The sequence below is a fragment of the Enterococcus durans genome, assembly GCF_002277935.1.
Taxonomy (GTDB): domain Bacteria; phylum Bacillota; class Bacilli; order Lactobacillales; family Enterococcaceae; genus Enterococcus_B; species Enterococcus_B durans.
Genome location: NZ_CP022930.1, coordinates 1,516,724 through 1,536,985, shown reverse-complemented (window position 1 = coordinate 1,536,985; position 20,262 = coordinate 1,516,724). Strand labels below are relative to the sequence as shown.

At 38.2% G+C, this 20,262-nt stretch carries 20 protein-coding genes; 5 read left to right on the top strand and 15 right to left on the bottom strand.

Annotated elements, in window-relative coordinates:
• The first annotated feature begins 177 nt into the window (after window positions 1-177).
• Both CJZ72_RS07315 and CJZ72_RS07310 read left to right on the top strand, forming a co-directional pair.
• Window positions 178-1,551 (top strand): MFS transporter, encoded by a 1,374-nt coding sequence (locus CJZ72_RS07315; protein ID WP_081135642.1) that lies wholly within the window; start codon window positions 178-180, stop codon window positions 1,549-1,551.
• A gap of 179 nt (window positions 1,552-1,730) precedes the next feature.
• Entirely contained in the window at window positions 1,731-2,840 is a 1,110-nt protein-coding gene (locus CJZ72_RS07310) for an NAD(P)/FAD-dependent oxidoreductase (protein WP_081135644.1), read from the top strand.
• 95 nt (window positions 2,841-2,935) lie between these two features.
• On the opposite strand, the gene CJZ72_RS07305 is transcribed toward CJZ72_RS07310, so the two are convergent.
• From CJZ72_RS07305 to CJZ72_RS07275, 7 genes are all read right to left on the bottom strand, one after another.
• Window positions 2,936-4,573, bottom strand: coding sequence for a phosphoenolpyruvate carboxykinase (ATP) (locus CJZ72_RS07305; RefSeq protein ID WP_081135646.1), 1,638 nt, complete (start codon window positions 4,571-4,573; stop codon window positions 2,936-2,938).
• Between the two features lie 187 nt (window positions 4,574-4,760).
• The gene (gene apf / locus CJZ72_RS07300; RefSeq protein ID WP_005879382.1) at window positions 4,761-5,378 is read right to left on the bottom strand and encodes an aggregation-promoting factor; all 618 of its coding nucleotides are present in this window, start codon (window positions 5,376-5,378) and stop codon (window positions 4,761-4,763) included.
• Between the two features lie 378 nt (window positions 5,379-5,756).
• Window positions 5,757-6,932, bottom strand: a complete 1,176-nt coding sequence (gene queG / locus CJZ72_RS07295; protein WP_081134945.1) for a tRNA epoxyqueuosine(34) reductase QueG — start codon at window positions 6,930-6,932, stop codon at window positions 5,757-5,759.
• Window positions 6,933-6,957: 25 nt separating this feature from the next.
• Window positions 6,958-7,704 carry a hypothetical protein gene (locus CJZ72_RS07290; protein ID WP_081134943.1) on the bottom strand — a complete coding sequence of 249 codons (747 nt, stop codon included), beginning with the start codon at window positions 7,702-7,704 and terminating at the stop codon, window positions 6,958-6,960.
• 393 nt (window positions 7,705-8,097) lie between these two features.
• Window positions 8,098-9,048 (bottom strand): metal ABC transporter substrate-binding protein, encoded by a 951-nt coding sequence (locus CJZ72_RS07285; RefSeq protein ID WP_081134940.1) that lies wholly within the window; start codon window positions 9,046-9,048, stop codon window positions 8,098-8,100.
• A gap of 46 nt (window positions 9,049-9,094) precedes the next feature.
• Window positions 9,095-9,934, bottom strand: coding sequence for a metal ABC transporter permease (locus CJZ72_RS07280; RefSeq protein ID WP_081134938.1), 840 nt, complete (start codon window positions 9,932-9,934; stop codon window positions 9,095-9,097).
• The gene (locus CJZ72_RS07275; RefSeq protein WP_081134935.1) at window positions 9,931-10,677 is read right to left on the bottom strand and encodes a metal ABC transporter ATP-binding protein; all 747 of its coding nucleotides are present in this window, start codon (window positions 10,675-10,677) and stop codon (window positions 9,931-9,933) included. The genes CJZ72_RS07280 and CJZ72_RS07275 overlap by 4 nt, the downstream gene beginning before the upstream one ends.
• Before the next feature lie 249 nt (window positions 10,678-10,926).
• On the opposite strand from CJZ72_RS07275, the gene CJZ72_RS07270 reads away from it, so the two are divergent.
• Window positions 10,927-12,303 (top strand): amino acid permease, encoded by a 1,377-nt coding sequence (locus tag CJZ72_RS07270; protein ID WP_081134933.1) that lies wholly within the window; start codon window positions 10,927-10,929, stop codon window positions 12,301-12,303.
• A gap of 542 nt (window positions 12,304-12,845) precedes the next feature.
• On the opposite strand, the gene CJZ72_RS15245 is transcribed toward CJZ72_RS07270, so the two are convergent.
• From CJZ72_RS15245 to CJZ72_RS07250, 6 genes are all read right to left on the bottom strand, one after another.
• Entirely contained in the window at window positions 12,846-12,932 is an 87-nt protein-coding gene (locus tag CJZ72_RS15245; protein WP_227260122.1) for a putative holin-like toxin, read from the bottom strand.
• A 277-nt stretch (window positions 12,933-13,209) separates the two neighbouring features.
• Entirely contained in the window at window positions 13,210-13,401 is a 192-nt protein-coding gene (locus CJZ72_RS14715; protein ID WP_232509706.1) for a hypothetical protein, read from the bottom strand.
• 340 nt (window positions 13,402-13,741) lie between these two features.
• Entirely contained in the window at window positions 13,742-14,644 is a 903-nt protein-coding gene (locus CJZ72_RS07260; RefSeq protein WP_081134931.1) for a LysM peptidoglycan-binding domain-containing protein, read from the bottom strand.
• A gap of 113 nt (window positions 14,645-14,757) precedes the next feature.
• A complete protein-coding gene (locus CJZ72_RS14490; protein ID WP_179135151.1) occupies window positions 14,758-14,928 on the bottom strand; it encodes a hypothetical protein in 171 nt (56 codons plus the stop codon).
• Between the two features lie 3 nt (window positions 14,929-14,931).
• The gene (locus CJZ72_RS07255) at window positions 14,932-15,600 is read right to left on the bottom strand and encodes an NAD(P)H-dependent oxidoreductase (protein WP_081134929.1); all 669 of its coding nucleotides are present in this window, start codon (window positions 15,598-15,600) and stop codon (window positions 14,932-14,934) included.
• A gap of 79 nt (window positions 15,601-15,679) precedes the next feature.
• A complete protein-coding gene (locus tag CJZ72_RS07250) occupies window positions 15,680-16,585 on the bottom strand; it encodes an AraC family transcriptional regulator (RefSeq protein ID WP_081134927.1) in 906 nt (301 codons plus the stop codon).
• 250 nt (window positions 16,586-16,835) lie between these two features.
• Here CJZ72_RS07250 and CJZ72_RS07245 point away from each other — a divergent pair, with 250 nt between their 5' ends.
• Together CJZ72_RS07245 and CJZ72_RS07240 are read left to right on the top strand one after the other, a co-directional pair.
• Window positions 16,836-17,870: a galactose-1-epimerase gene (locus tag CJZ72_RS07245; RefSeq protein WP_081134925.1), complete on the top strand. Its 1,035-nt coding sequence runs from the start codon at window positions 16,836-16,838 to the stop codon at window positions 17,868-17,870.
• A 2-nt stretch (window positions 17,871-17,872) separates the two neighbouring features.
• On the top strand, window positions 17,873-19,060 hold the full coding sequence (locus tag CJZ72_RS07240; protein ID WP_081134922.1) for a galactokinase: 1,188 nt from the start codon (window positions 17,873-17,875) through the stop codon (window positions 19,058-19,060).
• A 142-nt stretch (window positions 19,061-19,202) separates the two neighbouring features.
• Here CJZ72_RS07240 and CJZ72_RS07235 read toward each other — a convergent pair whose 3' ends face one another.
• Window positions 19,203-19,637 carry a DUF4809 family protein gene (locus tag CJZ72_RS07235; RefSeq protein ID WP_095443723.1) on the bottom strand — a complete coding sequence of 145 codons (435 nt, stop codon included), beginning with the start codon at window positions 19,635-19,637 and terminating at the stop codon, window positions 19,203-19,205.
• Window positions 19,606-19,800, bottom strand: coding sequence for a hypothetical protein (locus tag CJZ72_RS07230; protein ID WP_081134918.1), 195 nt, complete (start codon window positions 19,798-19,800; stop codon window positions 19,606-19,608). The genes CJZ72_RS07235 and CJZ72_RS07230 overlap by 32 nt, the downstream gene beginning before the upstream one ends.
• Window positions 19,801-20,262 lie beyond the last annotated feature (462 nt).

The window sequence follows — 20,262 nt, the reverse complement described above, 5'->3', positions numbered from 1 at the left end:
TCTTTTACTCAGACTTGGCTAACGTTGTTGACACTAATTTTCATTCTATGCTAGAATATGCGATGTAAACAAATCGTACAGATAACACGTCACTGGCGTGTCGAGAGAGAGGCGATTTCTATTTTTTTAAATAGAAATCACTCTCTTTTTTTACGAAATTTTTTTGAGGTGAACACGATGACAAAACAAAAACATATTCTATTAGTACCTGCGGTGATCGCTACAGGTATGATGTCCTTTGCCGGAGTGTTGATTGAAACGGCAATGAACGTAACCTTTCCAACTTTGATCAACCAATTTCAATTAACTACAGCACAGGTCCAATGGGTTACGACTATCTATTTATTGATGATCTCGATCATCGTCCCCCTGTCGACTTATCTTACTAAAAATTTTAGTATACGCAGTCTTTTTCTACTGTCCAATCTACTGTTTTTAGCTGGAATTATCGTTGACTTCTTTTCTCCAACTTTTTTGGTTTTACTCCTTGGTCGACTTCTGCAAGGAGCGGCGACAGGAATCGCATTACCTTTGATGTTCCATATTATTTTAACTTTTGCTCCGATGAATCGACGTGGCGCAATGATGGGAGTCGGTACTTTGACTACCGCTATTGCTCCTGCAATCGGACCGACTTACGGTGGTATTTTAACTTCGAATTTTACTTGGAATCACATTTTTCTTTTTCTTATTCCCGTATTACTGCTTTCATTAGTCATTGGGTTAGTTGCTATCCCTACTATTCCAGTTAAAAAGAGTGGCCGTTTAGACCTAGCAAGCGTCTTAGGTTTATGTCTCCTTTTTAGCGGAAGTTTGACTTTCTTGAGTATGTTAGGCACAACGGTGGGTTGGCTTGCGTTAGTTATCGCTATCATTGGCTGTTTCATTTTTTATCGACGCACTCAAAAAGCAGCATACCCTTTGATCCAATTGACTATTTTTCACAATAAAACCTTTCGTTTATTTTTGTTTAGTTTTTTGATTTATCAGTTCTTATTGTTGGGTATTTCCTTTGTCCTACCTAATTTTGTACAGATCGTTCAGGGAAGTAGTCCATTCATCGCTGGCATCGCTATGCTTCCAGGAGCAGCTGTAGGAGCTTTGTTATCGCCTTTTTCTGGAAAATTACTAGATCAGTATGGACCCAAAAAACCGATTCTAGCTGGGTTGCTCCTTGCGCTTATCGGTTGGTCTGCACTTGTTCTTCTCATCGGACATGTTTCTCTGCTATTCTTGGTTCTTTGCCATGTGATCTATATGGTGGGTATCGGCTTATCTTACAGTAATATGATGACTACCGGGATGAATGCGTTGCAGGCAGATGCACAAAGTGATGGGAATGCTGTATTCAACACCTTACAACAATTTTCTGGAGCTGTTGCAACTTCTCTAGTAGCGATTATTATCAATCTTATCCAAGACCATACAACATTAAACTACCGAGATGCTACTACCTTAGGATCAAAAGTTGCTTTAGGCGTATTGCTTTTCTTACTGATAATCAGCTTTATCCAGTTCATCCAGTATAGTTTAGCAAAAAAGAAAGCATGATTTCTCTGTAAACTATTTCCCAGCAGTTTCTTACCTAGACGAGTACTTTTTCTCTAATCAACACTTCAGTCGTCTTAATATAAAGCACACACTGTTTCTAATAAGGAGGAACTGTCTCAACACTTTCTTGATTGACGAGTTTATGGGAAAATAGAGACTGAAAAAAGGAGGCTTTCTTTATGGAAAAAATTGCCATTATCGGTGGTGGGATCATTGGAATGACTTTAGCCAATTATCTTGATACAACAAAGTTTGAGATCGTACTTTACGATCATGGAGTAGGTCAAGCAACAAAAGCTAGCGCCGGGATCATTTCTCCTTGGCTCTCCAAAAGAAGAAACAAGAAATGGTACCATTTAGCAAAAGACGGCGCCGCTTTTTTCCCGAAATTAGTTCAAGATTTTTCACTTGGTCAATCGATCTATGCGCAGTCTGGTACCATCATACTCCGTAAAACGGAACAATTAGCCGAACTAGCTGATTTGGCCGAAGAAAGAAAAAAAGAGGCACCAGAAATCGGCAAGATTCGTTTACTGAAACCTGAGGAAACATCTGAACTTCTTCCTCTATTGAAGCGAACGCCCGCTTTGTATATCAGCGGTGGTGGAAAACTTGATGGAAAAACATTTTTAAATGAACTGTCTAAAAGACTTACTCATAAAGGGATCAAACAACTCCATGAAAAAGCGCACTTAAAGAGAGCTCAGGATGATTGGGTGATCGAAAGTGAGTCAGGAAAACAGAACTTCGACCGAGTGATCTTATCACCAGGACCTGCATTAAAAGCCTTATTGGCTCCTTTAGGTTATCAGACAGATATTCGGCCGCAAAAAGGACAACTTGTGGTATTTGATACAGCTTCTTCCCAGAGCCAGGATTGGCCTGTCGCGATGTTGGATGGAGAAGCGGATTTGATCCCCTTTACTGATGGAAAAATTTTATTAGGCGCTACCCACGAAAATACTGGTGGTTGGGACTTGACCCCTACTGAAGAGGCTTATCGACAATTGAGTGAAAATGCTGCTAGTTTTTTGGAAGAACCACAAAAAATTTTTGCTCAATCACATCATCTCCAAGTGGGAACCCGTGCTTATACATCTGACTTTGCTCCATTCTTTGGTCCATTGCCAGATGATCCAGGACTCCTTGTTGCTAGCGGTCTCGGCTCATCTGGATTAACGACAGGACCCTTTATTGGTTATCTTTTAGCTATGTATCTGAACACTGGCTCTTGGCAAGGGGCTGATTATCAAAAGGAAATTCATACTTATATAAAGATCAATCAATAAAAAGCCGAGATACCCAGAAATAATGACACTATTTCTGGGTATCTCGCTTTTTTATTATAGCTTATCTATCCTACTGAATAAATCAAATCCAAGTGCTATTTTGCTAATTGGCCAATCAAATTTTCAATACTTTCTGCTGCTTCTTTTGGCAACGAATGATAGGCATTTAATGAGCGAATATATTGTGTGCGTATCCGTAAACGTTCCTGCAATAGTTGTCTATATGCTCTATCATCAAAAGGCACTTCCATTCCTTCAATCGACAAGTAAGAAATTCTAGGTAGCATGCCAAATGGAATAAACTTCCCAGTTTCGCGAACAATTTTCTCGATACTCCCTAAGGTGATTGCTGGTGTTACTTTTTTTCCATTATAATTTCCTGTATTCAATACATAGCATTTGGTACGACCTGATTCAAAAAGCGTTCGAAATGCCTGATAGTCTTCGCCTAAAGGATAGGCACGGAAGGGATTTGCAAAAGGTTCTATAATTAGTTGGTTGGTGTCACCGTTTGTCACATTTTCTGCACTCGAACGTTTCGTAGCTAATGTCGCTCCAAAAGCGGTAGCTAATGTGGGATCATCGATTCTTAAAACGGGTGGTAAAGAGTCATCTTTCATGATCCAAAAAACAGCGTCTATCGGTTCAGCCAAATGGTCTACGCGATTTGGAGTGACGAAACGAGATTTCACTGTCCGACCATTTCCATTACGAATATCTTGTGTGATGATTATTTTTTCTCGCATTTCATTCGTTGTCACTCCCACATTTTGACAAGTAAGAAAATAGGCGATGGTAGGATCATCGGAAGAATAATCTTGTGTTTTATCAAAATAGGAAGGTTCCAACGCAGTTGTCGACCCTTTTTTTCGAGAAATAATAAACGCATCATCATGAAGGATCGTTACGGGTAGATCTTCTGCATGTTTCGCTAATGTAATCGTGGATTTTCCAGAGCCAGATAAGCCAAAAACAGCCATCGTATAAGTTCTATCATCTAAAGAATATTGCTTCATGCCCCCATGGCAAGCAACAAATCCATTTCTGTTTGCCATCGCCCACGCTAGCGTCAAGGTAGCTTTCTTCAGCTCCCCAAAATAGCGCAACCCTAAGACAGCTGCCACGTTATGATGAGGATCAAACAATACTAAGCCATCAGGATGCTCGCTGTCTGTCCAATAGGGATCACAAAAAATATAAAGGTCCCCTTCATCATAAACAGTGGAGTTTTGATAGACTTTTTCAACCTCATCCGTAGCAAATTGAAAATTCAACAGATAAGAATAGAGATTGTTCTCGAACCCTTCAGGAATCAGCAAGTGTGACTTGACTGAAAACTCATTGTCCAACCCAACGATTACTTCACCATGATAAAATGCTCTCTTTCTACTTTGATAAACAGCTTCACGTAAAATACCTTCATATTTCTTTTGATCAATTATCGGTTCTCCGATAACCCGTCTTGCTGATGCTGTTCGCCCTACGACCTTACCATCATTGAACACTAGTATTTTTGCATCTTGTGGTAACTTAAATTCTTCAGCATGCATGATTGGTAGATCTGTGACAATCGTTCCTGGGCTTTCTTTTGCTAACTGATAAGCGGTCTGCAAATTGGGAATCCGCTCGACATTGTTTCCATAAAACGCCGTCTCGATTATGGTGCGAATACCTGATAGCAGTGGATTCTCAGGCTCTATATCTTTTGCCTGTAAAAATGATTTTGTACTCATCCTATCACCTCGTTTATGCTTTTTGTATTAAAGCGTTTTCTTAATTATAACGTAACTTCTTCCTTTCTTACCAATCATTTCCTGTTTTGGGTGTTCTAACAGTGTTCTATTACAAAAAAAAACCAAGAAATCGCTGTAACGATTTCTTGGTTCATCTAATTATTTATTATTATTTGCTAGACTCGACTTAGTACCAGCCGTTTGCTAACCAGAATGCTTGTGCAGCATCCCATGAACCATAACGTGAAGTAACGTATTGGTCAGCTACACGTTCTTGGTTTTCAGCAGAGTAGTCACCATTCAAGTATGATGCATCTAATTGGTAACGTCCGATATAACGGCCGTTAGTTGCTGTATAAGAACCGCCTGATTCTTTATTGGCAATCCATTCTTTTGAAGAACTTGTATTGCTTGGAGTTGTTGCTGTTGCAGCAGCGGGAGCAGCAGGTGCTACTTCAACTGTTTCAACTGGTGCAACGTATGTATATTCTTGCGTTGCTGTTTCAGTTGTCGCTGGAGCTTCTACTTTTGGTGTTGCTTCAGTTTTTGCTGAAGAATCGCTAGAAGTTGGGATCGTTAATTCTTCACCAACGTAAATGCGGTTAATGTCTGCAACATTATTTTTTTCAGCAATTGCTTTGATCAATGAATTGTCACCAGCAAATTTTTGTGAAATCTTTGATAGTGAATCACCAGATTGGATTGTATAGACTTCATCGGCATGCGCATTTGTTGTTCCTACAAACATAGCAGTTGCACCAGCAGCAAAAGTTGTACCTAAAACGATCTTTTTAATTGAGTTCATATTTATCTCCTTTATTTTCCCATGTATTTATCAACGTCATTAACTTTATCATCTAAAAATATTTCATAGGTAAAAGAAGTGTGACATTTAATGACAAAATCGGCGAATTTTTAATATTTGTAACATAACTCAAAGTAAAAAAAATACAGAATTCTTACAAAAGCCTTATGTATCAAGTGAGGAAACGCTTTTTAACTATTTCTTAACTTGTTTAGAAAAACTTATGTTTTGTAATATAAGCTCATTTTTAAAGCTTATTTTTTTCCATTTTTCTTTAAATAACTCTCATTTTTTTAAAAATTTTACTAAAAATGCAAAAAATCCAGCAATTGTTACAACAATTACTGGACAAAAATCATGGTTTGTGGAAGAAACCTCTTAACTATTCGGTCGTTTTTCTTTGTTTTTCTTTTGTAACATTGTGATTGCCTGTGCTATTTCTATTGAAACTTCCTCGTTGTCTTCTTTTTGATCGACAACTTCTAAAGTCTCTATCCATTTTTTTGGTTCTTTTCTCCCTAAGCGACCAATTGCCCAAGCTGCCGTTGCACGGATCACAGGTCTAACATCCGTCAAGCATTTCTCGATCTCAGGTAAAGCAGAAGTATCGCCTAAATTGGCTAAAGCAATGAGGGCATTTCTTTGCAGTGGTTTTTTTCCACGCCACGAACCGGCTAAATGACCAAATTGTGCGTTGAACTCCTTATTTGATAATTGGAGCATTGGTTTCAATTTGGGATAAACTTCATCGACTTTCGGTTCCATCTCGTCATGAAAATGGAAATCTTTTCCTCTATTATAGGGACAGACGAGTTGGCAAATGTCACAACCATAAATGACATTACGCATTTTCTTCCGATATTCTTCAGGCATTAATCCTTTCGTCTGTGTCTGATACGACAAGCACCTTTGAGCATTCATCCGTCCATCACCTAATAATGCTTTCGTAGGACATGCCGTGATACAACGTGTGCAGTTACCACAGCCAAATACACCGGGCTCATCAGGTTCAAATTGGATATTTGTAACAACTTCTCCAAGATACACAAATGAGCCGTATTCTTCTGTGATCAACAAGCCATTTCTGCCAATAAATCCTAATCCAGCACGTTGCGCCACCGCTACATCGATCAATTCTCCTGTATCGACTTGCGGTGCAAATCGCCAAGCATCCTCTTGTTGCCATACAGCTGCTCTTGTTTTGATGAAATCGATCAGTTTATTTAAGCGATCACGCAAGATATCATGATAATCGACTCCCCATGAGGCACGTGCAAATTGCCCACGTTTTTCATCTTTGGGTACTTCTTCATGAATTTTTGTAGGATAAGCTAAAGCAATCGAAATGATCGACTGCGGAGATTCAAACGTTTTTTCTATATACAAACGTTCATCAATCACTGGATGCTCAAAACCAGAAGTATGTCCCGCTGCTTTCTGTGACTCTAGTGATTCCTTTAGATGGTCAAATGGTTCAGCTGTAGTAAATCCAATTTTATCGATCCCTAGACGCTTGCTCTCTTCTATGATTTCATCTTTTAATGTTTTTGTCATTTCCCCCACCTATCTATCATGACCGTCAACGACTATATAATCCGTAGTATAAACGGTCTTTTTTTAGTTGGACAAATTGGATTTGCTGATCTGCAATTTTTCGTTCAGCCATCCAGCGTTTTCTCGTAGCAAATATTTCCCAATAATTGGCAGAAATCCATTTTCTTTGGTTATCTAATGCCTGAAAAAAATTGAGAGAAACAGGTTTAGTATGCAATAATTCATGGAAGCGAACTTGTTCTTCCTGAGAAAAAGTGGATAGATCTCTCGAATAAAGTGTTTCTTCATACAGACATTTTTGTTGTGTATACGTAAACGTTTGGGGGATTTTCCCTGGACGTGCAATTTGGACTAGTCGATTATAATAGCTATTCATCAATTTACTATTTGCGATAAATGCACTTTTGTAATAAGCCGATTGTATTTTCTCAATCACACCTTCTGTTCCCATCACTGAAAACAATGCAGGCCACGCCTTGATAGTCACTTCATTATTTTGTTTGACTAAGACGCCTGGGACAAAACCTCCAGAAGAGATCGAAACGAAATAGCCGATTCCTGTTGTTTCATCTAATGACTGAAATTCATCGAAAAGCCACTTCGCAGGATAATGCTCTTCATTATCCGCTTCATTTGGATTTGCTATGAATAATTTAGCCATTTCGGATTCTAAAAATTGTAGATCTTGATCCTTTTCAGAGTTTTCATGCTGTTCGATCAGCTTAATCACTTCTTCTTTGATTTGATGCTTGTCTTTACGCGTAAAATTCATAGCTCCACCTTCCTTTCATACCTCTAACTATAACGGAAATCCGCTAAAAAAGGTATCTGTAAGCTGTAAAAAGAAAGAGTTTTTAGTCATTTTTTCGTGAAAAAGAAGAGAGTGGGACAAAAGTAAGAAACACTTTTGTCTCATGCTTTAAAAACGAATAAACGGTGGGAGCAGAAGCAACTCCTTCTTAAATAAGCCGAAATGAACAAAAATTTGAAAAGCAATTTTCGTTCATTTCTTCTTATTTCTCGGAGTTAAACACTTCTGTCCCAGCCTCTTCTTAAAACAAGTCAAATGTAGGCTTGCACTATACATCAAAAAACAAGGTATACAAACTTTTACTCCTCTTTGAACATTTTGTCGCCACATTTCTTTGTTGAACAAATCGCTTACCTAATGTGATTCTTCCGTTTTTTCTTGACTTAACCCATCGTGGATCGTCTGGATATTCCACTGCATCATCTTGTAATATGAATCGCCTTTTTCACCTTTTTTATCAATCGAGTCCGTGTACAATTTGTCATAGATCGTTAGTCCCGTTTCTTTAGCAACACGTTCCATACTTCTCGGATCTACACTCGTTTCGACAAATAGAACAGGCACATTTGAATCCCGCACTTGGTTAATGATCGTTTTCATCTGTTCAGGTGTCCCTTGGCTTTCTGTATTGATTTCCCAAATATAGGCAGCCGGCACATCATACGCTTTTGAAAAATATTTGAACGCTCCTTCACTAGTTACAAGCAATCGTTTATCTTCTTCGATCGAACCAAGACTGTCTTTTGCTTGCTGATCTAATTTTTTCAATTGTTCGATGTACACTTTGCTGTTCTTTTCATACTCTTTCTGATTATCTTCATCTTTTTCAGAGAGAATCCTTGTTATTTCTTCTACGTACTTCATCCCATTCGACAAATCTAACCATGCGTGAGGATCTGCCTGAGTTTTAGTAGCCCCTTTTGCCAAATAGAGTGGTGTAACTTTTTTACTTACTGCAAAATAGTCTTTTCCTTCCTCTTTTTTCGCTGTTTCCATCAAATTCATAAACCAGCCGTTCCCGGTTTCTAAATTTAACCCATTGTATAAAATGACATCTGCATCACTTGCCTTTTTGATATCTTCCGGCAACACCTCATGTTCATGGGGATCCGTGCCCACCGGAACAATACTATGAACAATTACATGCTCTTTTCCTATTTCTTTAGCCATATCTGCTAAGATCGAATTTGTTGCCACTACCGTTAATTGATTCTCCTGCTCTTTGTCGGTTGCTTGGCTCCCACAACCGGCTAAAAGTAAGAACCCTGCAAATAACAACCAGTAAATCTTTTTTTTATTTTTCATTGTGCCACCTCTTTTACTTTATTTTTTTAATTTTCTTTGATCGTACTTATGCTTGCTTTGACCGAAATAAAATTCCTTTTGTTGGTGAGAACAAGAAAGCAAGTGTAAAGAACAGCGCACAAGCCAACACGATCGTAGCACCAGAAGGCCAGTTGTAACTATAACTGAAAAAGACACCGACAATAGCACTTAAAACGCCGATTGTTGCCGATAGAATGATCATTTTTGCTAAATTGTTCGTTAACAAATAGGCTGTCGCAGCTGGAGTGATCAGCATAGCGATCACTAGGATCGTTCCTACTGTCTGCAAACTAACAACTGCAACTAAAGTCAAGAAAAACATCAGTACATAATGGATCAACGTAGTATTCAACCCATAGGCTTTGGCCATCATTGGATCGAATGATGTGATCTTCAGTTCTTTATAAAAAATAAAAATGAACAATAGCACGATCCCACTCACGATAGCAGTCATCTGTAAATCACTTTCTCTAACCGCTAACACATTTCCAAATAAAATATGGTAAAGATCGGTTGCACTTTGGGCAAATGAAATCAAAATGATTCCAAGTGCAAAGAAAGAGCTGAATACGATCCCGATCGCCGTATCATTTTTTAACCGACTACGTTGCGTTACAAACCCAATGATCCCCGCTGTCAACATTCCAAAAGCAGTCGCACCGACAATGTAACTGAACCCAAACATATACGAAATAGCAACCCCTGGTAAAACCGCGTGAGAAATGGCATCTCCCATCAATGACATCCCACGTAATATAATAAATGCGCCAATCACTCCTGAAGCCAATCCAACTAAAATTGACGTAAGCAATGCGTATTGTAAAAACTGATAATTCAGCAGACCTTCATAAAAAGATTGAATCATTTCTTCTCTTCTCCCTTCACTAATTGACCGATCACTTCACCATAGGCCGCTTGTAGATTTTCTGATGTGAACGTTTCAGCTACAGGACCGCTGGCAATCAAGGTTTTGTTCAGTAGGATCAATCCATCAAAATACTCCTCTACTTTATGTAGATCATGATGAACAATAACGATTGTTTTCCCACTTTTTTTCAATTCTTTTAAAAGAGAAAAAATCTTCTTTTCACTTACCGCATCTATCCCGACAAAAGGTTCGTCTAAAAAAATCCATTCTGCACCTTGAGCAAGTGCACGTGCTAAAAAAACACGTTGCAGTTGCCCGCCAGAAAGCTCACTGATCTGTCTTTTTTCATAATCGCTCATCCCGACTTTTTCTAACGCTTGTTTCGCTCGCATTTTTTCTTTCTTCCCTGGGCGCTGTCCTATTTTTAATGAAGGATAGGTTCCTAGTAATACGACCCCTGATACATCAATAGGAAAAGAGAGATCCAACTCATTGCGTTGTTCGACATATGCAATTTGTTTACGTACTTTGTGGATGGGTTGCCCACCAAAAAAGATTTCACCCGATCGCTTGGGGATCAATTCAAGGATAGCTTTCATCAAAGTTGATTTTCCTGCACCATTTGGGCCAATGATCCCAGTGATCTGTTTTGGCTGGATATTTAAATCAATTGCTTCTAACGCTGATTTTCCTTGATAAGCAACTGATAGATTTTGAATTTCAATCATATATTTCGACATGCACAATCTCCTTTTTTAGGTTTACCTAACTTTTAATTTAAATGTAGTTTAACTTAAAACGAAAGCATTTTCAAGTTTTCAGCCAAAAAAAAAATTAAAATTCACTCGCATTTTACGCAAAGTTTCTGTAAAATCACATCAAGAGTCGATAAGCGAATTTATTTTATTTAATACTTGTTCTCATCTGAAATATGCGTTGCAATTATTAGTATTTGCTTGTTTTACTCAAAAATCGAAAGGAGTTTTAGTATGGAAGAAGAAAAATTAACTCGAAGTCTTAGCGCACGTCATATACAGATGATTGCGCTAGGTGGGACTATTGGCGTTGGATTGTTTATGGGTGCTTCCTCAACCATTCGCTGGACTGGTCCTTCAGTTATGATTGCTTACGCAATTGCAGGATTCTTTTTGTATTTGATCATGCGCGCGCTTGGCGAGATGCTTTATATCGATCCTTCAACTGGGTCCTTTGCAAATTACGCTAGTGAGTACATCCATCCTGTTGCCGGTTATCTAACTGCTTGGAGTAACATTTTTCAGTTTGTCGTAGTTGGAATCAGTGAAGTCATCGCTGTAGGTGAATATATGAATTATTGGTGGCCTAACTTGCCAACCGTTATTCCAGGAATCCTTGTTGTCCTTTTTTTGATGCTTGCAAATCTAATCTCTGTTAAGGCATTTGGTGAATTAGAGTTTTGGTTTTCAATTATTAAAGTAGTAACGATCATCTTGATGATCATCGCAGGTCTGGGAGTCATTCTATTTGGATTTGGAAACCATGGTGTGGCTGTAGGCGTTTCAAATCTGTGGAAAAATGGTGGCTTCTTTACTGGTGGTGTAAAAGGATTCTTTTTTGCTTTGTCGATCGTTGTTGCCTCTTATCAAGGAATCGAATTGATCGGTATGACAGCAGGAGAAGCAGCTGAACCGAAAAAGACGATCATAGAAGCAGTGCAATCAACACTTGGTCGAATCTTAATTTTTTATATTGGTGCGATTTTTATCATTGTAAGTATTTATCCATGGAATCAATTAAGTGAGATCGGGTCACCATTTGTTCAAACATTTTCTAAAATCGGCATTACTTTTGCTGCTGGTTTGATCAATTTCGTTGTTTTGACTGCTGCATTATCTGGATGTAATTCAGGTATTTTCAGTGCAAGCCGAATGATCTATGCTTTGGCTGTCAACGGCAAGATGTCAAAGAAATTTTTGAAACTTACAAGTCACGGTGTTCCATTTTATCCAGTTGTCGCAATCTCTGGCGGTATCTTCATTGGATTGATCCTAAATTATCTATTACCGATGGTCGTACATCATTCAGAAAATCTATTTGTTTTTGTTTATAGCTCGAGTATCCTTCCAGGTATGGTTCCTTGGATCGTTATTTTGATCAGTGAGATCAAATTTAGAAAGTCACATCCTGAAGAAATGGCTGATCATCCGTTCAAAATGCCATTTTCTCCTTACACGAACTATCTTTCTTTGTTATTTCTCGCCATTGTTTTAGTCTTTATGTTTATCAATCCTGAAACAAGAATCTCTTTACTTATTGGCTTGGTTTTCTTAGCTTACATGGCGATCCATTATTTTATTCGAGAACGCAGACTAGCAAATAGAGCTTAGAAAGAGGACTGAACAGATGTTTTTACACGCGTTTAGAGCACAGCTTCCATCCCCTCGATATACTCTATAAATCACCTCCCCTTCAAAAGGGTGGTTTGCACTAGGGCTATTACCCCTTAACACCGGCCAGCGCCTAAAGACGCTGGCTTTCTCATTTCATGTTCAAACCATATTGCCTTTGCCACTTTTGACCACCTTTAAAAAGGTATTTGTATGACTCGCTAACCCTTGAAAAGGGATATTTGACTGCTGACGAATGTCTTGCTTTACAAGATTTACTCACTCTTAAAATCACAGAAATTTTCTCTGATAAAGAAAAAGTTGAAGAAATAAATTTTTATCTTAATTTAAGAGAAAAATTCGTTTCTTTTCATAAATTTTTTTGTACGTGTACATTGTACTTGTAAGAACCAATAATTTAAGCTAATATAAAGAAAAGGGACTATGCGTGAACATAGCCCCAATGTAGAACCGTTAAAAAGACGGTGGCATAGGTTTTATAATTTTTAACCATCTAACTTCTAGCCAAAGTGATTAGATGGTTATTTTTTTTGGCCTTTATGGTCAATAATCAGCAAAACCAATGTCGCAAACGCGATCATTAGTTGAATTGCTTCAAAAGTTGACACTTGCTTACTCCTTTCTAGGGATAAAGCGATGAACCATAGGCATCACCCCTTCTTCAAGAGATTAGCCACCATCTTTTCACTTTTCTACCTGTCAATTATACCATAACTTTATAATTCGATTTATTAGTAAAAAAATTATGTAGTTTTGCGGTAAGTTTACATGAAGACCATCCTCTTTTTATTAGTGTCCGTTAACCTTAACAATTAGAATAAGGGTCTTCTTTTTATTTTTCTCTCCCTTACCGCAATTTATTTTACACTTAGACTGCCTCTTTTTTTATTTTTCAACAACGAAACAAATCGTTTCTGACTCCTCTGTAGCTTTCATCCCGCGAATATCATCAAAAACTTCACTGCTTCCAAAGCCTATAGTGCTTAATTCCATAAAGAGCTGTTCCTGCTCAAAGACTGTTCCCCAAATGAAAAATTCTTTGATTTTATCTGGATAAAGCAAATAATGCTGTTCCAAATAGGTATTGGTCCCGAAATAATTTTTTTGTGCTGTTAAGTGTACGCATGTTTCCTGCGTCCAAAAATTATTTTCCTCCAGCTGCCAAGTTCTCGCTGCTTCGAAGTCTATATATTTCTTCGGAGTGAAAACATCAAAAATAAATCTTCCGCCATTTCTTCTTATTTCTCGGAGTTAAACACTTTTGTCCCAGCCTCTCTCAAATAAACGGCGTCTAAAAGTCAGGTTTTTCGGAAATTTCAAAAAAAACGAGCAATACAAAAAACGTATTGTTCGTTTTTCTCTCCAATTTCTCAAACCTAAACGGCTTTTGTCTCGACTTCATTTTTAGTATGTTTAATCAATTCAGTTTCAAAACTTCTCCCGGATTTAAAAAGTAGTCGTCCATTGTCATGCCATTCAAGGATAAAATCGTTTCTACTGGAACCCCTGTTCGTTCCGCAATTTGGTTTGGTCCTTCGCCTTCTCGAACAACTGTTGTTGCCGCTGAAGCACTTTGATCTGCACTTTGTGAAGAAGAAGTTCCTTGTGCATATTGATCAGTGGACATTTGGCTTTCTGTTGTTGACTCCGTTGTTTGTGCTGTTGTATTGGTTTCAGTTCCACTTGTTTCCTGACTTGTAGATGATTCAACCTTCAAAGAAGCACTCGTACGCAGATAAATATCTGATATTCTAGCAACTTGTGCAGTGTACGTTGCAGAAAGTTGATTGATCATCGTATCAAGATCCACACCATCTTTTGCATGCGCTGTTTGATACTTTTCACGTAGTTTGCGGATTCCTTCGTCAGAGATTGCTTGTAACTCACTCGCTTTTTGGTTTGCAACAGTGGATAGTCCAGTGAGCCCATCCTGATTCTTTTGGATCTCCGTCTGGTATTCTTCAATCAGAACAGGTGTCTGATCTTCGATTTTTTTTGAATAAGTTGTAAGGATCGTTTGTAACTGTTCCTCAAGTGTCCCCTCAGCGGATGATTGTGTTGACTTCATTGTTTCTTTTGTTTTCGATGTTTCCGTTGATGCTGACTCTTTTTTCTTTGCTGTTTTACTTGTACTTATAGTTGTACTTTTGGCACTAGTATCATTCTTATTGTGGAGATAAAGCCCAGTAACAGCCCCCACAAGTAATAGAACGACTGCAATTGCAGAACCTACTTTCAGCATACGTATACGGGACTCTTTTTTTTGTTGTTGCCGACGGGCCGTACGGACATTTTCTCTTTGTTCGTTTTTTTCGTTCATTTTGTACCACCACCCATTATTCATAAAATAGCGTTATCAATTCTCGCATATGTCCATTGTAGCAAATTATCCGAGTAATGAACATTTTAAACTGTGTTATTTAAATGAAAAATTCACCATTTTTGATGGTTCCAAGATTCCCCATCGATCTCTCCTTGCAACTGTTCCATCCGTTCAGTTATTTCAAGCACCAATTGTTTGGTTTCATGCAATAATGCTTTTGTTGGATAATCAGCTGTTCTGCTTAATTCATCCAATTGGCTCAACACCCATTCTTCTGTCATAATCTACTCCTTTAATTCGCGTAATGTAAATGTCAGATCTTCAATATCTTCTTTTGCTTTCTCTAAATAATCGATCACGTATTCTTGCATTGGTTCCCCAATTGATTTTAAGGTATCGTTGGCGCTCATTTGTGCAATAAACCAGTCAATACGATTCGTCAAAGTAGGTTTCTCCTTTAAAGTTAAATACTGTTGATACGCAATCAGCCGTTCCCATTTTTTTTCCTTTGATTGATACATGAATTGAGACATGACATATGGTGGTAAAAAAGACATCATCAGTTTGTTCGCGATTCGTTGATACGGCCGCAAAAATTCTGAAATCGTATATTCTTCTTTTCCTCCGGATTGATACTCTTTTTCGGCAACTCCTGTCGTCAAAACGATCCCTAGCTCTTTTCCTCTTAGTTCTAGCGATGCATGCTCCAAAACAGTATCTTGCCATAATTTTAAATGTGCTGGGGCACTGTACCAGTAAAATGGAAATTGAAAAATGATACGATCATGTTCTTTCAGTAATTGTAACTCTAAAGCTAAATCTATCTGACCATCAGGATACATCTCTTCCAGATGATGCCAAGTAGCATTCGTTCCGTTCATTGCTTCTTTAAAAAATTGTTGGTTCAATGATGTATCGATTGCGGGGTGGCTCACGATGACCAAACTTTTCATGTCAAAAACTCCTATCCTTCATTGTGTCCTATATAGTTTAGCATAAAAAGTAAAAAGGACATTTCTGCCACGCTTGTCTCTAAGTCGTCCATGATACAATTTCTTGCGTTTCTAATTGTTTTTTTAAGGCTTCCAAGGAATGGTATCTTGATTCCTCATTTTTCATTCGTTTCCGATAACTTGTCGCTGTTTCACCAGTTGTTTTTTTGAACATTCGACTAAAAACGACTAAACTATTGAAGCCAACTTGATAAGCGATATTCTCTACTGAGTTTTCTGTTAATGAAAGTAAAAAAGCCGCCCGATTGATACGTACACCAATCAAATACTCTTTGATACTCGTTCCCAAATGATTTTTGAATACTCGCGACAAATGGCTACGATTGACGGATAATCCGCAAGCAATTTCTTCTACTGTCAGTTGTTGTGCATAATGTTCTTCGATGTATTTCACTGTATCGAGCACTAAAGGAGAATACACTTTTTGCTCTCCTAATCTCACTTTTCCCCCATCTTTCAATAGAGTTGCCAAAAGCCGATAAGTTAAAGCAGTCAATTCTAACTCATCTGCTACATCTTCTTGCGAGTAATGGATACATTCCAAAATAAGATCGACATATGCGGAGATACCTGCTGATACCATCGTATATTGGTCATCCTTAAATGGTGAGCGCCGAATGATCTCTTCAGCAGCTGCTCCTCCAAATGATAACCAGCAGTAGACCCAAGGATCTTCTCCATCTGCTAAATAAAAGGTAGACTCACCTGGACGTATCAAAAAAAGATCCCCTTTTTTCAATTCATATCGTTGTTCCCGGACATGGTATGTTCCTTTCCCCTCCATTATGACATGCAAAATAAAATCTTGTCTGATCGCAGGACCGAAAGAGTGAAATGGCAGCGTTTTTGAAAAACCACAAAAGTCAAAATTCAATTCTTTTTTTATCTGTTGTTGTTCCTTTTTTAGAAAAATAGCCTGTTCCATCGATACACCTCCACACTTCAACTTTACTCTAGTCTTCTAAATATGCAACAAAAAGTTAAATAGTAGTCACAGAAATATATTCATTAGGAAGCGTTTTCTTGATAAGGTATAAATAAATAAAGGACCGTTCTTATTCATTTTAATCGCTTATTGTTTGTAAGCTGAATTAGAACCAAGAACTTTAGACAGCTCATGTAGCAAAAAAGGGTGGATTTGCCGTACTTCAATACGTAAAGAAAGGACGTTTATTATGTCAATCACAATCAAAGATTTTGGACAAGGATATCATTTACTTGTTTTAACAAATAAACACGGACTACGATTAGCGGTTACCGATTTAGGGGCGCGTATCGTCAGCTTGAAGGCAGAAAACAGAGAATTAGCATTAGGGTTTGACTCCGCTCAAGAATACCTAGAAAAAGATGCCTATATTGGTGCCTCGATTGGTCGGACAGCTGGCAGAATCGAGGATGGGCATTTTACGCTTGACGATCGCACGTACCAACTAAGTGTCGATCCAGCTACTGGTCATTCCTTGCATGGCGGTTCTCCAGGTTTTGAAACCAAGAAATGGTCTTATCAAACGATCGAAGATGAACAAGGAGATACTGTTCTCTTCACTACCGAAAGTCCTGACGGAGAACATGGTTTTCCAGGTAATCTAAGAGTAGAAGTTCGCTATACATTGACTCAAGATGATATCTGGCGGGTAACCACTCGCGGTATAAGTGATCAGACGACCCTATTCAACCCGACAAATCATGTCTACTTCAATTTAAGCGGTGATATCACCCAACCAATCGATCAGCATGTTCTTTGGTTGGACAGTGAAGAGTACGCCCCTTTGAGAGCAGATAGTATCCCATTAGGAAAAAAATCTTCGGTAGCCAATACGCCATTTGATTTTCAAGAGCCGAAACAGCTTGCGACTGTTTTTGAAAGTGATTTTGATCAAAAAGTGCTTTTCGATGGCATCGATCATCCCTTTTTCTTAAAGGAACAAGGATTAGACAAAGTAGTAGCTTTTCTTGTCAGTCCAGATGAAAAAATCAAAGTAAGTGTAGCAACAGATGCGCCAAGTATTGTGGTATTTACAGCAAACTTTGGAGAAAATACACCTGAAATGCGGGGAAAAAATCTGAGTGATCATGGTGGGATCACGTTTGAAACGCAAATTGCTCCTGGGGCAGAACAGTTCTCGGATTTTGGAGATATCAAGCTTCCACCAAATACCCCCTTTGAAACAACAACAGAATTTAAAATCGAAACAAGAAAGGATTTTTAATAATGGAAATCAAACGTAGCTTAAATACAAAATTTGCAGAAATCTTCGGGCCTAAACAGACAGCTCAATACTTCTCACCCGGAAGAATCAACTTGATCGGTGAACACACTGACTATAATGGTGGGCATGTCTTCCCAGCTTCGATCACTTATGGCACTCAAGGTGTCGCAGCTTCTCGAAAAGACAATAAAGTCTTAGTGTATTCAACAAATTTTGAAGATGACGGCGTAATCAGCTTTACATTGAATGAGTTAGATTATGATAAACAAGCTGGTTGGGCAAACTATGTCAAAGGAATGATCCTAAAGTTAAAAGAAGCAGGGTATACATTTGATCATGGCTTCGAATTATTAGTGGAAGGAACGATCCCTAATGGTGCTGGCTTATCAAGTAGCGCTTCTTTAGAATTATTAGTAGGTGTCGTATTAGAAGATTTGTTTAATCTGGCTATAGATCGTCTTGTATTAGTACAAACAGGAAAAAAAGTAGAGAATGAATTTATCGGTGTCAACTCAGGGATCATGGATCAATTCGCAATCGGCTTTGGAGAAGTGGACAAAGCAATCTTACTCGATACAAATACCTTAAAATATGAGATGGTTCCAGTGAAATTAGATGGCTATGCAGTGGTTATCATGAACACAAACAAACGTCGTGAATTAGCAGATTCTAAATACAATGAACGTCGAAGTGAATGTGAAGAGGCGCTTAAACGTCTACAAACACAATTAGCGATCGATGCATTAGGTGACCTAGACAGCGAAACCTTTGAAGCTCATACAGATTTGATCAACGATGATACTTTGATTCGCCGAGCACGCCATGCAGTAACAGAAAACCAGCGCACATTAGAAGCAAAAGCAGAATTAGAAAAAGGAAACTTAGCTGCGTTTGGCAAGTTATTGAATGCCTCTCATTACTCATTGCGTCATGATTACGAAGTAACTGGGATTGAATTAGACACTTTGGTAGATGCTGCCCAAAAACAAGAAGGTGTCTTAGGCGCTCGAATGACTGGTGCTGGATTCGGCGGATGTGCCATCGCATTGGTCAAAGAAGAAAACATTCCAGAATTTGAAAATAATGTCTACGATGCTTACTTGAAAGTTGTTGGTTATGCACCAGAGTTTTATGTCGCTCATATCGGTAATGGCACGACTAAAATCGATCCTGATGTAGCCACTGCTTGATTTCAGTCGAATTCAAATCAATACTAAAAAGAAGTAGAACGATCCTAGATTATCTCTTGGATTCGTTCTACTTCTTTTCTTAGTGAGCTTCGATCTACTTGATTGGTTTTATTGAAATAAATACGTATTGTTTGTCTGTTCTTCAATCGTCTTCTGCCACTCCGTATTCACACAAGACTCTTGTTTTTTTTTCTGTGAATTTATACGATCCTAAGTCAAAAAATTGTTTTAGGATTTGGTTGACTTGTTGATACAGCTCTGGGGCCTCAATCACATTTTTGACAGTCAACGCTTCATGATCCTTTTGAAAATGAATTAACCCATCTTCTTGCCGAACCTCCACGCATTTTCCTGCATGTTTTAATTGCCGTATCTCTCCAAGCATCTCGTAAATATCTTCCCCCTCAAATCCCTCTAACAAGGCCAAGCTATCAACTAATGATCCTACGGACAATTCTGCTATTGTTGCTTTTTTCCCACCTAAGTCAAGCTGATAAATCGTAGAGTCAATGATTCCACACGCATTACAGCCACCTTCTGTCAGATCACTTTTCTTGGTTAATTGAACTTCTTTCATTATGGACTCCTCCTTTTTTATGATGATTTAGATATTTTTTTGCTTTGTAGTTCTTCCTTCTCTTCATTTCTCGTCTTGCAGCGTCTCTTAAACAACGAACCTGACAGTCGACATACGACAATACGATCTCATCTGATTCTTGTTCAAAGCCCCAAAAAGACATAATGATCCTCCATTCCCATTTATTTATACGAAGAGGCTGGGACAGAAGTGTTTAACTCCGAGAAATAAGAAGAAATTCACGGAAATTGCTTTTCAAATTTTTGGGAATTTCGGCTTATTTAAGAAGGAGTTGCTTCTGCTCCCACCGTTTATTCGTTTTTAAAGAATGAGACAAAAGTGTTTCTTACTTTTATCCCACGCTCTTTTTTACTTTTACTATACCATTTCTCATTTTTTTCAGCATAAGAAAAAAAGTTCCACTAGTCAATAAAGAAAAACAAGTATAAAAAAATAAAATAGATATATTTCTTTTGATTATGAACAGATACATTCAATAAAAATAAGGAGTACCGCAAATATCATCTCATTAGATGATAAAAAAAAGAAAACACGCGAGGCAAAAGCAAGGAATGCTTTTACCTCACGTGCTAAACAAGAACAAATGGCAGATGCAACTCTTTCT

What these genes read in the sequence shown, in the direction of transcription:
- CJZ72_RS07315 (WP_081135642.1), top strand. Translation starts at nt 178, where the DNA reads ATGACAAAACAAAAACATATTCTATTAGTACCTGCGGTGATCGCTACA.
- CJZ72_RS07310 (WP_081135644.1), top strand. Translation starts at nt 1,731, where the DNA reads ATGGAAAAAATTGCCATTATCGGTGGTGGGATCATTGGAATGACTTTA.
- CJZ72_RS07305 (WP_081135646.1), bottom strand. Translation starts at nt 4,573, where the DNA reads ATGAGTACAAAATCATTTTTACAGGCAAAAGATATAGAGCCTGAGAAT.
- apf (WP_005879382.1), bottom strand. Translation starts at nt 5,378, where the DNA reads ATGAACTCAATTAAAAAGATCGTTTTAGGTACAACTTTTGCTGCTGGT.
- queG (WP_081134945.1), bottom strand. Translation starts at nt 6,932, where the DNA reads ATGACAAAAACATTAAAAGATGAAATCATAGAAGAGAGCAAGCGTCTA.
- CJZ72_RS07290 (WP_081134943.1), bottom strand. Translation starts at nt 7,704, where the DNA reads ATGAATTTTACGCGTAAAGACAAGCATCAAATCAAAGAAGAAGTGATT.
- CJZ72_RS07285 (WP_081134940.1), bottom strand. Translation starts at nt 9,048, where the DNA reads ATGAAAAATAAAAAAAAGATTTACTGGTTGTTATTTGCAGGGTTCTTA.
- CJZ72_RS07280 (WP_081134938.1), bottom strand. Translation starts at nt 9,934, where the DNA reads ATGATTCAATCTTTTTATGAAGGTCTGCTGAATTATCAGTTTTTACAA.
- CJZ72_RS07275 (WP_081134935.1), bottom strand. Translation starts at nt 10,677, where the DNA reads ATGTCGAAATATATGATTGAAATTCAAAATCTATCAGTTGCTTATCAA.
- CJZ72_RS07270 (WP_081134933.1), top strand. Translation starts at nt 10,927, where the DNA reads ATGGAAGAAGAAAAATTAACTCGAAGTCTTAGCGCACGTCATATACAG.
- CJZ72_RS07260 (WP_081134931.1), bottom strand. Translation starts at nt 14,644, where the DNA reads ATGAACGAAAAAAACGAACAAAGAGAAAATGTCCGTACGGCCCGTCGG.
- CJZ72_RS14490 (WP_179135151.1), bottom strand. Translation starts at nt 14,928, where the DNA reads ATGACAGAAGAATGGGTGTTGAGCCAATTGGATGAATTAAGCAGAACA.
- CJZ72_RS07255 (WP_081134929.1), bottom strand. Translation starts at nt 15,600, where the DNA reads ATGAAAAGTTTGGTCATCGTGAGCCACCCCGCAATCGATACATCATTG.
- CJZ72_RS07250 (WP_081134927.1), bottom strand. Translation starts at nt 16,585, where the DNA reads ATGGAACAGGCTATTTTTCTAAAAAAGGAACAACAACAGATAAAAAAA.
- CJZ72_RS07245 (WP_081134925.1), top strand. Translation starts at nt 16,836, where the DNA reads ATGTCAATCACAATCAAAGATTTTGGACAAGGATATCATTTACTTGTT.
- CJZ72_RS07240 (WP_081134922.1), top strand. Translation starts at nt 17,873, where the DNA reads ATGGAAATCAAACGTAGCTTAAATACAAAATTTGCAGAAATCTTCGGG.
- CJZ72_RS07235 (WP_095443723.1), bottom strand. Translation starts at nt 19,637, where the DNA reads ATGAAAGAAGTTCAATTAACCAAGAAAAGTGATCTGACAGAAGGTGGC.
- CJZ72_RS07230 (WP_081134918.1), bottom strand. Translation starts at nt 19,800, where the DNA reads ATGTCTTTTTGGGGCTTTGAACAAGAATCAGATGAGATCGTATTGTCG.